The sequence below is a fragment of the Streptomyces sp. AK08-02 genome (assembly GCF_033795085.1).
In the GTDB taxonomy this organism is placed as follows: Bacteria; Actinomycetota; Actinomycetes; order Streptomycetales; family Streptomycetaceae; genus Streptomyces; species Streptomyces echiniscabiei.
On sequence record NZ_JARAZV010000029.1, the window covers coordinates 13674 to 27360 of the forward strand.

General features: G+C 69.0%; 12 protein-coding genes. 9 read left to right on the plus strand and 3 right to left on the minus strand.

Annotation, left to right across the window (positions count from 1 at the left end; genetic code table 11):
- Window positions 1–2 precede the first annotated feature (2 nt).
- Together PV734_RS42170 and PV734_RS42175 are read left to right on the plus strand one after the other, a co-directional pair.
- The gene (locus PV734_RS42170) at window positions 3–1004 is read left to right on the plus strand and encodes an NAD-dependent epimerase/dehydratase family protein (RefSeq protein WP_319294686.1); all 1002 of its coding nucleotides are present in this window, start codon (window positions 3–5) and stop codon (window positions 1002–1004) included.
- Between the two features lie 60 nt (window positions 1005–1064).
- The gene (locus tag PV734_RS42175) at window positions 1065–1547 is read left to right on the plus strand and encodes an ASCH domain-containing protein (protein WP_319098029.1); all 483 of its coding nucleotides are present in this window, start codon (window positions 1065–1067) and stop codon (window positions 1545–1547) included.
- A 30-nt stretch (window positions 1548–1577) separates the two neighbouring features.
- Here PV734_RS42175 and PV734_RS42180 read toward each other — a convergent pair whose 3' ends face one another.
- Window positions 1578–3335, minus strand: coding sequence for an MFS transporter (locus PV734_RS42180; protein ID WP_319294687.1), 1758 nt, complete (start codon window positions 3333–3335; stop codon window positions 1578–1580).
- Between the two features lie 205 nt (window positions 3336–3540).
- Here PV734_RS42180 and PV734_RS42185 point away from each other — a divergent pair, with 205 nt between their 5' ends.
- Together PV734_RS42185 and PV734_RS42190 are read left to right on the plus strand one after the other, a co-directional pair.
- On the plus strand, window positions 3541–4158 hold the full coding sequence (locus PV734_RS42185; RefSeq protein WP_319098031.1) for a TetR/AcrR family transcriptional regulator: 618 nt from the start codon (window positions 3541–3543) through the stop codon (window positions 4156–4158).
- 324 nt (window positions 4159–4482) lie between these two features.
- Window positions 4483–4992, plus strand: coding sequence for a hypothetical protein (locus PV734_RS42190; RefSeq protein ID WP_319098032.1), 510 nt, complete (start codon window positions 4483–4485; stop codon window positions 4990–4992).
- 606 nt (window positions 4993–5598) lie between these two features.
- Here the strand turns inward: PV734_RS42190 and PV734_RS42195 are convergent.
- The gene (locus tag PV734_RS42195) at window positions 5599–7029 is read right to left on the minus strand and encodes a cation:dicarboxylate symporter family transporter (RefSeq protein WP_415924361.1); all 1431 of its coding nucleotides are present in this window, start codon (window positions 7027–7029) and stop codon (window positions 5599–5601) included.
- A 214-nt stretch (window positions 7030–7243) separates the two neighbouring features.
- On the opposite strand from PV734_RS42195, the gene PV734_RS42200 reads away from it, so the two are divergent.
- A complete protein-coding gene (locus PV734_RS42200) occupies window positions 7244–9091 on the plus strand; it encodes a sensor histidine kinase (RefSeq protein ID WP_319294688.1) in 1848 nt (615 codons plus the stop codon).
- Window positions 9088–9804 (plus strand): response regulator, encoded by a 717-nt coding sequence (locus tag PV734_RS42205; RefSeq protein WP_319294689.1) that lies wholly within the window; start codon window positions 9088–9090, stop codon window positions 9802–9804. Before PV734_RS42200 ends, PV734_RS42205 begins: the two co-directional genes overlap by 4 nt.
- A 31-nt stretch (window positions 9805–9835) precedes the next feature.
- Here the strand turns inward: PV734_RS42205 and PV734_RS42210 are convergent, their stop codons facing one another.
- Window positions 9836–10399 (minus strand): hypothetical protein, encoded by a 564-nt coding sequence (locus PV734_RS42210; protein WP_319294690.1) that lies wholly within the window; start codon window positions 10397–10399, stop codon window positions 9836–9838.
- A gap of 168 nt (window positions 10400–10567) precedes the next feature.
- Here PV734_RS42210 and PV734_RS42215 point away from each other — a divergent pair, with 168 nt between their 5' ends.
- From PV734_RS42215 to PV734_RS42225, 3 genes are read left to right on the plus strand one after another with little or no spacing between them, the layout of a single operon-like run.
- A complete protein-coding gene (locus tag PV734_RS42215) occupies window positions 10568–11965 on the plus strand; it encodes an extracellular solute-binding protein (RefSeq protein ID WP_319098038.1) in 1398 nt (465 codons plus the stop codon).
- 35 nt (window positions 11966–12000) lie between these two features.
- Window positions 12001–12849, plus strand: a complete 849-nt coding sequence (locus tag PV734_RS42220; protein ID WP_319098134.1) for a sugar ABC transporter permease — start codon at window positions 12001–12003, stop codon at window positions 12847–12849.
- 1 nt (window position 12850) lies between these two features.
- Complete coding sequence (locus PV734_RS42225; RefSeq protein WP_319294692.1) at window positions 12851–13684, plus strand: carbohydrate ABC transporter permease; 834 nt, start codon at window positions 12851–12853, stop codon at window positions 13682–13684.
- Window positions 13685–13687: the final 3 nt, after the last annotated feature.

The window sequence follows — 13687 nt, forward strand, 5'->3', positions numbered from 1 at the left end:
TCATGCGCGACGTATTGGTCATCGGCGGCAACCGCTATTTCGGAAAGCGGCTCATCGACCGGCTGACAGCGGCGGGAGACCGGGTGACCGTTCTCAACCGGGGCTCCGCGCCCCCGCCCGCCGACGTAATTCACCTCGTCGCCGACCGCGACAACGAGGCCGCTCTGAATTCCGCTCTCGGCGACCGTACCTTCGACGCCGTCGTCGACCAGGTCTGCTATACACCCCGCCAGGCGGCCGTCGCCCGGCGCGTCTTCGGCGACCGTACCCGCCGTTATGTGATGACCTCCACGGTCGAGGTGTACGAGTACGAGGACTCCCTCGTCTACGAGGACACCGTCGTCCCCGTGCGCGAGGACGCCGTCGATCCGCTCACCGTCCCTGTCCGTCTCGAACTCCCCTGGCACAAGCCGGAGTTCCGCGAGACGCACTACGGCGAGGGCAAGCGCCAGGCCGAGGCGGTCTTCGCGGCGGACGCCGTCACCGGCGATTCCCCCGACGCGGGCGACCACGGCGCCACCGCGACCGACGGCAAGAGGTTCCCGTACACCGCCGTACGCGTGGCCCATGTCCTGGGCGGGGCCGACGACTTCACCGGCCGGCTCGACCACTACGCCCAGCGCATCCGCACCGGCACACCGATAGCCGTACCGACCGAGAACCGGCCCGCGACCTACATCCATGTCGAGGAGATCGCCGACTTCCTGTTCTGGGCGGTGGGCGAGGAGTTCACCGGGCCGGTCAACGCCGCTTCCCACGGCCTGCTGACCACCGAGGAGTTGTGCGCGGTCGTGGCCCGGCACATCCCACGCGGCAGGACCGTCTTCCAGAACGTCGACGTCGGCAAGGTCTCGCCGTTCTCCTTCTCGCGCTCGTACGGCATGGACAACTCCCGCGCCACCGAACTCGGGTTCACCTTCGGCCACGTACAGGAGTGGCTGCCCCGAGCCGTCGCCGAGACCCTGGGCGCCGCCCCGGGGACGGGTGCGGGGCCGGGCGGGTGACGTGCGGTTCGGCGCGTAATTGCCGTGCCCGGAAAGGCGGTTTCGCCCTACCGTGATCCCATGACGACCACCGAGCAGCCGCCGCGGCCCGTGAATCGCCCGGCACCCGAGGACCTCCCGACGACCGAGGGGCTTCCCAAGGCCGAGTTCGCGTTTCCCGGTCCGCTGCGCGACCGGCTCGTCGCCGCGATCCTCGACGGTTCGAAGACGTCCACGACCGGGCTCGTGGTCGACTACGAACACGAGGGTGAGGCTCTGCCGGAGGTCGGCGGCCGGTCGGTGGTCGTCGACTCCGGGGACCGGCCGGTCGGGATCATCGAGATCACGGGCGTACGGGTCGTTCCGCTGTCCGCGGTGGATCTCGCCCACGCGCTCGACGAGGGCGAGGGATACACCGACGTGGCCGCCTGGCGGGCGGGCCACGAACGGTTCTGGCACAGCACGGAGATGCGGGCGGCACTGGACGACCCCGGGTTCACCGTGACCGACGCGACCCCGACGGTCCTGGAACGCTTCCGCCTCGTGACCGACCTCCGGCCCTGACGGCTGCCCCACGCACACCGTTGAGGGAGATCACCGACCTGTACGGGTGAACTCGCCAGTCTCGGCGATCTCCTCTGCGTCGTTGTCGGCGTTCTTCTCGGCGGTCTCCTCTGCGCTCCCCTCGGGCTCGTCGGCCTCGACCGGCCCCGCGGGTACGTCCGCCGCCGGCTCCGCGACCTCCGTACGGCCGTTGCCGTGCCCCTTGCCCGGCAGCAGTACAGCGACAAGTACCGTCCCCACGCCCAGGATCACCGCGCCGACCAGGCTGGTGTGGGCCACCGCGTCCGAGAAGGACGAGCCGACCGCGTCTGCCATCTGGCGTGCCCCCTGGGCGAGTTGGCCGGCCTGCGCCTTCAACTCGGCCGCCTGTTCCGGCTTCCCCGCGCTCGCCGCCTGCGACGCCTGGGCCGCGAGCTGCTGGGCCCGTTCGCCGATCGCCTGGGCCACCTGGTAGCCCGCGCCGACCGAGTCCTGGGCCTGGTTCAGGGCGCCCGCCGGCAGCTTGCCGCCGTTGGTCGCGTCGGCGAGGTGGGAGGCGTACGACGTGGAGAGAAGGGAGCCGAGGATCGCGATGCCGAGCGAGCCGCCCAGCTCCAGCGAAGTGTCGTTCACCGCGCCGCCGACGCCGAGCTGCGACTCGGGAAACGAACCCATGATCGCGTCCGTGCACGGGGAGAGGGCGAGGCCGATCGCGAGGCCGAGGACGACGAGAGGGGCGACGAAGGTCCCGTACGACGAGCCGGAGTCCACCTGCGAGAGCAGCGCGAGGGCCGCCGTACCGCCGACCATGCCCGCCGTGACCGTGATCCTCATGCCGACGCGCGGGGTGAAGTAGCCGGTGAGGGCCGACCCGACGAAGACCGCGCCGGCCAGCGGCAGCATGCGCAGGCCGGTGCCCAGGGCGTCGTGGCCGAGCACGAACTGGAGGTGCTGGGTGAGGTAGTAGAACGCGCCGAAGACCGCCAGGAAGAACAGGGCGACCGCGAGGTTCGAGCCCGCGAACCGGCGCTGCGTGAAGCGGCGTACGTCGAGGACCGGGCGCGGGTGACGCAGCTCCCACCCGACGAAGAGGACCAGGCCCAGGCCTGCCACGACCGCCGCCGCGACCGCCTTGACTCCCCAGCCGAAGTGCGGCCCTTCAATGATCATGTAGACGAGCGCGCCGATCCACACGACCGACAGCAGGCCGCCGACGTAGTCGATCCGGTCGTCGTGGCCCGCCTTGGACGGCGGCACGAGGACGAGGGCGCCGACGATCGCGAGTGCGGCGATCGGCACGTTGATCAGGAACGTCGAGGACCAGCCGTGGTTCTCCAGGAGCGCGCCCGCGACCAGCGGACCGGCCGCGATGGCGAGGCCGGCGGTGGCGGTCCACAGGGTGATCGCCTTGGCTCGTTCGGCGCGCGGGAAGGTCGCGGCGAGGAGGGAGAGCGTCGCGGGCATGATCAGCGCGGCGCCCACCCCCATGACGGCACGGGCCGCGATGACCCCCGTCGCGCTGTCGACCAGTGAACCGGCGATCGATCCTCCCCCGAAGACGACCAGACCGAGGACGAGCGCCCCGCGCCGGCTGTACTTGTCGCCGATCGCGCCGAGCAGCAGCATCAGCGCCGCGTACGGGACGGTGTAGCCGTCGATGACCCACTGGAGGTCGGCGCTGGACAGGCCCAGGTCCTGGGTCATGTCGGGGGCCGCGACAGTGAGGGCGGTGTTCGCCATCACGATGATCAGCAGGCTCAGACAGAGCACGAGCAGCGCCCACCAGCGTCGGGCGTAGGGGGCCTTCATCCCCTCGGCGGGTTCCGTACGGACAAGTCGTCCGAGTCGTCCGAGTCGTCCAATTCGTCGGAGTCGCATGGATCGCATGGCTACTGGTCGCCTCCCTGCCTGGCCGGCTGTCGTTGATCCTTTTGCACATTGCCGTGCAGTTGCACAACAATGAGCAATGTACGCCGATGCACAGCACCGTGCAAATAGAAGGAAGGAAGGCACAATGTCAGCCATGACCACGGGTACCTCCAGCCGCGCCGACACCAACCGCCGCCGCATCCTCGACGTCGCCCTCGCCGAGCTGCTGCGGGACCCCGACGCCTCGATGGACCAGATCGCGCGCGCCGCGGGCGTCGTACGACGGACCGTGTACGGGCATTTCCCGAACCGGGAGGCGCTGATCAGCACGCTGCTCGACGGCGCCGTCGAGGCGGTGGCCGCCGCGTTCGCCGAGGGACGTGAGGGCGCGAAGGATCCCGCGGAGTGTGTCGCCAGAACCACGCTCGCGGTCTGGCAGGTCGCCGACCGCTACCGCATCCTCGTCGGGCTCGCCCAGCGCAGCGTCACCGTGCAGGGCATCCGCGACCGGTTCACCCCGGTCCGCGAGGCCTGTGTCGAGGTGCTCGGGCAGGGCCTGGAGCAGGGCGTGTTCAGCTCACCGCTGCCGGCGCCGGCACTGGCGTACGTGCACGAGCAGATGCTGTTCGCACTGATGGAGGCGGTGAACGACGGGCTGCTGGCCGTGCGGGAAGCCGGCCCTTCCGCCGCTGTCACGCTGCTGGTCGCGGCGGGAGTACCGGTACCCCGGGCCACCGCACTGGTGGCCGGGCTGAGCGACTGACGCGGGCCAATGTCCGCCGTAGGGACAGACGGAGAAGGCACAAATGGCCGAGCGGCCAGGCTACGCGGGAGAGCCTGGCCGCTCGGCGCGTCATCGTGACGGACGGCGGTCAGCACCGCGGCCGGACCACTCGTCCGCCTGCAGCCAAAAAGCCCGTTCCGCGGGATTACGCAGGATTGCGCAGAATTCACCTCCCTCCATAAAATCCGCCCCTCACCGAAACTCTCTCTTGGTTAATTATTGATTGCTCTCCCAGGTCGCCCCGGGTAGTGTTCCCATCGCTCTGACCAAGCATTTTTGAAAACGTATGGGGGATTGAACTTCGTGAGCATACGAAGCAAGGGAATTTCCACTCTGATCGCCTTCACCATGACCGGCACCATGTGCGGCATCGGCGCGCAGACGGCATTTGCCGCTTCGGCGGAAGGCAAAGGTACCGCCGCACAGGCGGCGACAGCGGGGCAGCCTCGCGCCGGAGCCGATGAACTCTGCGCGGTCGTGGGGATAGGCAGCGGCGCGGCAGGCCTCACCAAGGCGCTGGCCAAGGGTGCGTCGTGGGTAGGCATCGGCGCCAGCATCGGGTGCTACCTGTACACGAAGGCCAAGGAGGCCACGCCCGCGGAGAAACGAGCCGCCATGATCGCGTCGTACAACAGCTACCAGGCGAAGAGTGACCTCAAGAAGCTCGAAGCCCTCGGTTGGGACTGCCGGAAGATAAGCGGTGGCGGCGGTGGTGGCGGTGATGTCGCCCCTGCCAACACGAAGCTGCGGGTGGGGTTCCGGGACATCAAATTGAAGGGCGTCACGTATAAGTGCAGCGCTATCGGGGACTGACGGGGCGCCGCGACCTCAGCCATGGAGAGAGATTCGCGCTCTCCGTAGCGCTGGTTGTGGTCAGCCTGCTGTGGGTAACACAGGAAACAGCCCAATGGGCGACCATTCTGTGTGGGATCGGTGCGGCTGGAGGAGCGCTGGGCGTGCTCTACTTCGGATGGCGCTGCCTTTCCCTGCGCCGGGACTCGCACTGAAGAATTGAGAGGCGGGTATGCCTGCCGCGGTCAGAGCCGCGGCGGGCGTACCCGCCTTTCTGGGTCCCGCGAACCTTGGCTCAGGCGCACTGTCCTGCCGGGCACGGAAATAGCCGAGCGGCCAGGCTTCGGGGGAGTGCCTGGCCGCTCGGCGTTTTTCGAGGTCCTGAGGCTCCGGCGGACCTGCCGGGGTGCCCCAGGCCGAGTGGCTGGACTGCTGAGGAGTGTCCGCGCCACCCGGGGTTTTCGGGATCTGACTGCTGTTCGGCGCCGCCAGGGGTGCTGTGCCCGGGCGGCTGAGGGACGGGGGAGCACCTCAGCCGCCCGGAGTCGACGGGTCCTGACGGGTCGTACCAGTGCCGAACCGGGCCGTACCGGACCGGGGTCGTACCGGACTCGACCGGGCCTGGGGTCAGGCCTTGGCCAGTTCCTTCTCGCCGCCCTGCTCGGGGACGTCCGCGGAGTCGGCGTCGGCGTCCGGGTGGAAGCCGTCGTTCTCGTCGATGAGCGTCTTCTCGTCGAACGGGTGCTGACCGGCGAGGACCTCCGCGACGCGCTCCTTGTCGATCTCGTTGGTCCAGGTGCCGATCAGGACCGTGGCGACCGCGTTGCCCGCGAAGTTCGTCAGGGCGCGGGCCTCGCTCATGAAGCGGTCGATGCCGACGATCAGGCCGAGGCCGTCCACCAGGGCGGGCTTGTGCGAGGAGAGACCGCCGGCCAGGGTCGCGAGACCGGCGCCGGTGACACCCGCCGCGCCCTTCGAGGCGACGAGCAGGAAGAGGAGCAGGGGGATCTGCTCACTGACCGACATCGGCGTACCCATGGCGTCGGCGATGAACAGGGACGCCATGGTCATGTAGATCATGGTGCCGTCGAGGTTGAACGAGTAGCCGGTCGGGACGGTGATACCGACGACGGGCTTGCTGACGCCCAGGTGCTCCATCTTCGCGATGAGGCGCGGCAGCGCGGACTCGGAGGAGGAGGTCGAGAGGATCAGCAGGAACTCGCGGCCCAGGTACTTGAAGAGCGAGAAGATGTTGAGGCCCGTGAAGATCTTCAGCAGCGCGCCGAGCACGCCGAAGGCGAAGATGAAACAGGTCAGGTAGAAGGACAGCATCAGGATGGCGAGCTGCTTGAGCGCGTCGACGCCGGCGGACCCCGTCACCGCGGCCATGGCGCCGAACGCACCGACGGGCGCGGCCCACATGACCATGCCGAGGATGCGGAAGACGAGGCGCTGAATGTGCTCGACACCGCGCAGGATCGGCGCGCCCGTGGAGCCCATGGCCTGGATCGCGAACCCGGCGAGCAGGGCGATCAGCAGCGTCTGGAGTACCTCGGGCACGGTGAACGCGGAGACGAACGTGACCGGGATGATCCCGAGGAGGAACTCGGTGGTGTCCTTGGCCTCGGCCGAGACCTGCGCGTGGCCGGTCTCCTTGACGGCGTCGGTCAGCGCGAGGCCGGTGCCCGGCTCGATGATGTTGCCGACGACCAGGCCGATGCCGAGCGCGACGAACGACATGAGCACGAAGTAGCCGAGCGCGATCCCGCCGACCTTGCCGACCTTCGCGGCCTTCCGTACCGAGCCGATGCCGAGCACGATCGTGCAGAAGATGATCGGCGAGATCATCATCTTGATCAGGTTGACGAAGCCCGTTCCGATCGGCTTCAGCTCGACGGCGAAGTCCGGGGCGATCAGACCCACGGCGATACCGGCGGCCACCGCGGCGATGACCGCGATGTAGAGGTAGTGGGTACGGTCCCGCTTGGCGGCGGGTGCGGCAGGTGCCGTTGAGGATGAGGTGGCCACGGCTGCCCTCCTTGACGTCGTCGTCGGCATCACCGGCGTGCGGCTCACGTCCGGGGGATGGGGAGAAAGTTGTGCGGGGGATCCGGTGGATCTGGCGGTGCTGCGGGGTCGCGGGCGGCGACCGAAAACAGGCCAAGACCCGTGAATCGCGTCCCTGCGATGCCGTGACTATCCCCCGCCCTGTGAGGGCGGTCACCCTTCCGTTCATTTAGTTCACGCTTATAAGGAGAGGCAGACTGACACCATGCGCTTCCCCCGCGTTCCAGGACCCCGCAGCCTGGCCGCCCAGCTGTTCGCGATGCAGGCCGTACTGATCGCGGTCGTGGTGGCCGGATGTGCGCTGTTCACGTATCTCAGCGACCGCAGCCAGGCCGAGGACGCCGCGGGCCGCCAGGCGATGGCCGTGGCCCGTTCCGTCGCGGACGCCCCCTCGGTACGGGAGGCGATCCTGACCGCCCCGAAGCCGACGACCCTGCTCCAGCCGTACGCCCTCCAGGTGCAGCACCACACGGACGTCGACTTCATCACGATCATGAACCCCGAGGGCATCCGCTGGACCCACCCCGACAAGGAGCAGATCGGTCAGCGCTTCCTCGGGCACCGGGAGCGCGCGCTGCGCGGCGAGTCGTTCACGGAGGTCTTCTCCGGCACGCTCGGCCCGTCGGTCCGCGCGGTCACACCGATCCACGTCGGCGGCGCCGACAGCGAGATCATCGGGCTGGTCAGCGCGGGTATCCGGGTCGAGGAGATAAGCGCCCGGGTCCAGGACCAGGTCACGGCACTGTTCGGGGTCGCGGCGGGCGCGCTGGCGCTGGGCGCGATCGGCACGTACGTCATCAACGCGCGGCTGCGCCGCCACACCCACGGCATGAACGCGGCCGAGCTGAGCCGTATGCACGACTACCACCAGGCCGCCCTGCACGCCGTACGCGAGGGGCTGCTGATGCTCGACGGGCAGTACAGGGTGGCGCTGATGAACGACGGCGGGCGGGAGCTGCTGGGCGTCGTCGACGAGGGCGAGGTCGTCGGCCGGTCGGTGGCCGAGCTGGGGCTGCCCGCGCCGCTGACGGGCGCACTGCTGTCGGCCGAGCCGCGCGTCGACGAGGTGCATCTGACCGCCGACCGGGTCCTGGTCGTCAACACCTCCCCGGTGTCGAGCGGGGAGCGCCGGGGTACGGTCGTCACCCTGCGCGATGTGACGGAACTCCAGTCCCTGATGGGCGAGTTGGATTCCGAGCGGGGTTTCACGCAGGCGTTGCGCTCGCAGGCGCACGAGGCGGCGAACCGCCTGCACACCGTTGTGTCGCTGATCGAACTGGGCCGGGCGGAGGAGGCAGTGGACTTCGCGACGGCCGAACTGGAACTGGCCCAGGCGCTCACCGACCAGGTCGTCGCGGCGGTCAGCGAACCTGTCCTGGCCGCCCTGCTGCTCGGCAAGACGGCGCAGGCGAACGAGCGGGGCGTGGAGCTGGTCGTGTCGGAGGACAGCAGCCTCGACGACGGCCTCCTCCCCGACACACTCCCCGCCCGCGACCTGGTCACCATCCTGGGCAACCTCATCGACAACGCGGTGGACGCGGCACAGGGCAGCCTGGAGAGCGGTATGGGACCGTCCCGGGTGACGGTGACGGCCCTGACGGAGGACGCCCTGCTGGTGCTGCGGGTCTCGGACACGGGCACGGGCGTCGACCCGGCCCACACGGAGGCGGTCTTCCAACGTGGCTTCACGACCAAGCCGGCGGGGCCGGGCGGCCGGGGTCTCGGGCTGGCGCTCGTACGGCAGGCGGTGGCCCGGCACGAGGGGACACTGACGGTGGCCGAGGCCGCGTGCGGCGGGGCGGAGTTCGAGGTACGGCTGCCGCTGCCCAAGACGCCGGCGCCCACGACGACGACGGCCTCGACATCGGCCTCCGCCTCGGCCCCCGCCTCCGCCTCCGCCTCGGCGAGTGCTTCGGGGGGCCGCTCCCCCGCAGAACCCACTGACCCGACCGAACCGACCGAACCGACCGAGCGGACCGAGCGGACCGAGCGGACCGATCCGGCCGAGTCGACCGAGCACGCCGAACCCGCCTTGCCTGGAGGCGACGTATGACCGACCCGAGAGACACCCCGCGCAGGGACACGACGACCGACCCCATCCGCGTCCTCGTCGTGGAGGACGACCCGGTCGCCGCCGACGCGCACGTCATGTACGTGGGCCGGGTGCCCGGGTTCGCGGTCGTGGGCAAGGCGCACACGGGCGCGGAGGCGCGCCGCGCCCTGGACCGTACGCCGGTGGACCTGCTTCTGCTCGACTTCCACCTCCCCGACGGACACGGGCTGCAACTGGCCCGCTCGCTGCGGGCGGCGGGCTACCACGCGGACGTGATAGCGGTGACGTCCGCGCGTGACCTGGCGGTGGTCCGGGAGGGCGTCTCGCTGGGGGTCGTGCAGTACGTACTGAAGCCGTTCACCTTCGCGACCCTCCGGGACCGGCTGGTGCGGTACGCGGAGTTCCACGCGTCAGCGGGCGAGGCGAGCGGCCAGGACGAGGTCGACCGCGCACTGGCGACCCTGCGCGCCCCGGGCCCCGCCGCCCTCCCCAAGGGCCTGAGCGCCCCCACTCTCGAACGGGTCACGGTGACTCTCCGGGCGAGCGCCGAGGGGCTCACCGCGGCCGGGGTCGCCGAGGAAGTGGGCATCTCGCGCATCACGGCCCGGCGCTATCTGGAACACCTGGTCGAAGCGGGCCGGGCGGCGCGGAACCCGCAGTACGGGCAGGTGGGGCGGCCCGAGTTGCAGTACCGGTGGGTGCGCGGGCAGTAGGGGGTCACGTGTCGGAGCGGGGCGTTACGGGTCACATGTGGGGGCGGGCGTAGCCCACCACCTGGGCGGCCAGCCCTGCGACGCCGAGCGCCTCGACGACGGAGAGCACGAGCAGACCCGGGCCGCCGGTGTCACCCGCGCCCCAGTAGACGGTGAGTCCGGCGAGCGGGACGACACAGAACGCGAGGAGATCCACGGCGAGTTGAACGGCCTTGCGGGAGCGGCGCCGGGCGTCGGACCGGTGCGCGGACTCCCAGCCGAAGGCCCCCTCGACCTGGGCGACTTGAGCGAGCCGAGGCCCCAACTCGCCCCTCACATAAGCCCCGATGGCCGAGATCTTCTCGTCGTTGATGAGGTAGGTCCAGCCGAGGACGACACACACGGGCGGGAGCGCGAGCAGCATGACGGGCTGCCCGGCCTGCGCGGCGGCCGCGATGACGGCGGCGACGACGGTGAGGGTGACGTAGAGCAGGTTGTCGCGGAATCCGATACGGGACTTCTGCTCATCCTTGAGGGTCGAGTACTCGGCGAGCAGCAACTGCCCAAGGGTGACGTCTGATCCCGTCGTTCCCGCTGACTCCGGCGATTCCGGCACGCTCTTCCTCCCGTGACCCGCGATGTGTGATGTGCGATGTGCGAACAAAGCGATGCGCAACGTGTGTATGAAGCAAACGGTAGGCGCTGCAGGGTCATTGACCTGACTAGACCACTCCTCTTACGTTCGCGAGGCAGCCATACAGGCTTTCCGAGCCAGTAGGAGGTCGTGCTCGTGCGCCCCACCGCCGCCCGCCCAACTGCACCATTATCCCTGCTCGTTGCCACCCTCACCCTCGCCGCGGGCTCCCTCACCGCCTGCGGCGGCGGCTCCGGAAGTGATCCGGACACGGTGAAGATCTCGTTCAAACAGTCGACCGACAACTCGGTCAAGGTGATGGACGTGTACCTGGCGGACATCAAGAAGCAGTTCGAGAAGGCCAACCCGGGCAAGAACGTCGAGTTGGTCCCGATCAAGGCCCCGGACTCGGAGTACTACACCAAGGTCCAGCAGATGCTCCGCTCCCCCAAGACGGCCCCCGACCTGGTCTACGAGGACACGTTCCTCATCAACTCGGACATCACCAGCGGGTACTTGAAGCCGCTGGACGCCTATCTCGCCAAGTGGCCCGACTGGAACCAGTTCATCGACACGGCGAAGACGGCGGCCAGGGCCGAGGACGGCAGGACGTACGGCGTCCCGGACGGCACGGACACCCGGGGGCTCTGGTTCGACAAGGGCATCTTCAAGCGGGCCGGGCTTCCGGAGGCCTGGCAGCCGAAGACGTGGGACGAGGTGCTGTCCGCCGCCCGCACGATCAAGGAGAAGGTGCCGGACGTCATCCCCCTGAACGTCTACACGGGCAAGCCGGTGGGCGAGGCGGCCACGATGCAGGGCTTCGAGATGCTGCTGTACGGCACGGAAGGCTCGGCGGCTTCGGACCCCCTGTACGACGGCTCGTCGAAGAAGTGGATCGCGGGGAGCCAGGCCTTCAAGGACGCGTTGACGTTCGTCGAGACGGTGTACAAGGAGAAGCTGGGCCCGGACGTGTCGGACGCGCTGGACCCCAACGTGGCCACGCGCGCCAGGGGCGAGTGGCTCCCCCAGGGCAGACTGGGCATCAACCTCGACGGCTCGTGGCTGCCCCAGGACTGGCTGCCGGGCAGCGGCCACGAATGGCCCGAGTGGTCGACGAAGCTGGGCCTGGCGGCGATGCCGACCCAGCACGGCCAGGCGCCGGGCAGGGTGAGCATGTCGGGCGGCTGGACCTGGGCGATCCCGGCGAAGGCGAACAACCCTGACCTGTCGTTCGAGTTCATCAGGACGATGCAGACGAAGGCGAACGCCCAGAAGTGGTACATCGCCAACTCGGGCATCGCCGTCCGCAAGGACGTCGCGGCGGATCCGGCCTACGTCGACGCCCAGCCCGGCATCAGGTTCTTCACGGACCTGGTGGCGAGCACGCACTACCGCCCGGCGTATCCGGCGTACCCGAAGGTCTCGACGGCCGTCCAGGAGGCGATGGAGGGCGTGACGACGGGCGACGCGTCGGTGGCGGAGGCGGCGAGCGCGTACGACGAGGCACTGACGTCGGCGACGGACGACCAGGTGGTAGAGAAGCCGTGAGCGGGGCGAGTGCGACCAGGCACTCCCCGACGCGCATGCTGACCCGTGCGCTTCCGGTGGCACCGGCGGTGGTCCTGCTGCTCCTGTTCCTGGCCGGCCCGATCGCGTACTGCGCCTACATCGCCTTCACCGACCTGCAGTTGACCGGCCAGGCCGCATCTTCCTTCGTCGGCTTCGAGAACTTCCGTACGGCGTTCAAGGACGAGGCGTTCCTGAACGCCGTATGGCTGACGCTGGTCTTCACGGTCGTTTCGTCCCTGCTCGGCCAGAACACCCTGGGGCTGGCGCTGGCGTCGCTGATGCAGCGGGCGTCGAAGCCGGTACGGACCCTGGTGGGCGGGATCGTGATCACGGCGTGGGTGCTGCCGGAGGTGGTGGCGGGTTTCCTGCTGTACGCGTTCTTCCGGCGGGAGGGCACCCTGAACGCGATCCTGGACCGGCTCCATCTCCCCTCCCAGAACTGGCTGTTCACGCTGCCGATCCTGGCGGTGTCGTTCGCGAACGTGTGGCGGGGTACGGCGTTCTCGATGCTGGTCTACTCGGCGGCGCTGAACGAGATCCCGAAGGAGATCACGGAGGCGGCGGAGGTCGACGGCGCGGGCGGCTGGCGCCGGATGTGGCACATCACGCTGCCGATGATCCGGCGCTCGATCGGCACGAACCTGATGCTGAACACCCTCCAGACCCTGTCGGTGTTCGGCCTGATCTGGGTGATGACGAGAGGCGGCCCGGGAAATCGAAGCCAGACGCTCCCCCTCTTCATGTACGAACAGGCCTTCCAGAAAAGCATGATCGGCTACGGCACGGCGGTGGCCCTGCTGTTGCTGGTGGTCGGCTCCCTGTTCTCGCTGGTGTACATGCGGCTGCTACGGACGGAGGTGTGAGATGACGGCGGCATCACGCCGGACGAACCGCCGGTTGGCGGCGGATGCCGGCCTCCTGGTCGTCGCGGCGGCCTTCGTACTCCCGCTCGCGTGGGTGGTCCTGTCGGCGCTGGACCCGCACGCGGACCTGCGACTGAGGGTCCCGGACGGCCTGACGTTCGGGAACTTCGACGCGGTACTGACGGATGAGATCACCTTCACGCCCCTGCTCAACAGCCTTGTCCTGTGCGGGGGCGGGACCCTGCTGACGGTGACGTGCGCGACGCTGGCGGCGTACCCGCTGTCGCGATTCAGGTCACGCTTCAACCGCCCGTTCCTGCTGACGATCCTGTTCGCCACGTGTCTGCCGATCACCGCGATCATGGTGCCGGTGTACGCGCTGTTCGTACGGGTGAACCTGATCGACACGATGCAGGGCACGATCTTCTTCTTCGCCGCGTCTCAACTCCCGTTCGCTGTGTGGCTGATGAAGAACTTCATGGACGGGGTACCGAGGGAGCTGGAGGAGGCGGCCTGGACCGACGGGGCCTCGTCGTTCCAGTCCCTGCTACGGATCGTGCTGCCGCTGATGGGTCCGGGGGTGGCGGTGGTGACCGTCTTCTCGTTCGTGATGATGTGGGGCAACTTCTTCGTCCCGTTCATGCTGCTGCTCACTCCGGACCAGATGCCGGCGAGCGTGAGCATCAACGACTTCTTCGGGAATCGGGGGACGGTTGTCTATGGGCAGTTGGCCGCGTTCTCGGTTATTTATTCGACGCCGGTGATTTTGTTGTACGTGCTGGTGGCTAGGCGAGTGGGTGGGGGGTTCGCGCTGGGTGGGGCGGTCAAGGGCTGAGGG

Coding starts and splice junctions, on each gene's coding strand:
- PV734_RS42170 (WP_319294686.1), top strand. CDS start 3: ATGCGCGACGTATTGGTCATCGGCGGCAACCGCTATTTCGGAAAGCGG.
- PV734_RS42175 (WP_319098029.1), top strand. CDS start 1,065: ATGACGACCACCGAGCAGCCGCCGCGGCCCGTGAATCGCCCGGCACCC.
- PV734_RS42180 (WP_319294687.1), bottom strand. CDS start 3,335: ATGAAGGCCCCCTACGCCCGACGCTGGTGGGCGCTGCTCGTGCTCTGT.
- PV734_RS42185 (WP_319098031.1), top strand. CDS start 3,541: ATGTCAGCCATGACCACGGGTACCTCCAGCCGCGCCGACACCAACCGC.
- PV734_RS42195 (WP_415924361.1), bottom strand. CDS start 7,029: ATGCCGACGACGACGTCAAGGAGGGCAGCCGTGGCCACCTCATCCTCA.
- PV734_RS42200 (WP_319294688.1), top strand. CDS start 7,244: ATGCGCTTCCCCCGCGTTCCAGGACCCCGCAGCCTGGCCGCCCAGCTG.
- PV734_RS42205 (WP_319294689.1), top strand. CDS start 9,088: ATGACCGACCCGAGAGACACCCCGCGCAGGGACACGACGACCGACCCC.
- PV734_RS42220 (WP_319098134.1), top strand. CDS start 12,001: ATGCTGACCCGTGCGCTTCCGGTGGCACCGGCGGTGGTCCTGCTGCTC.
- PV734_RS42225 (WP_319294692.1), top strand. CDS start 12,851: ATGACGGCGGCATCACGCCGGACGAACCGCCGGTTGGCGGCGGATGCC.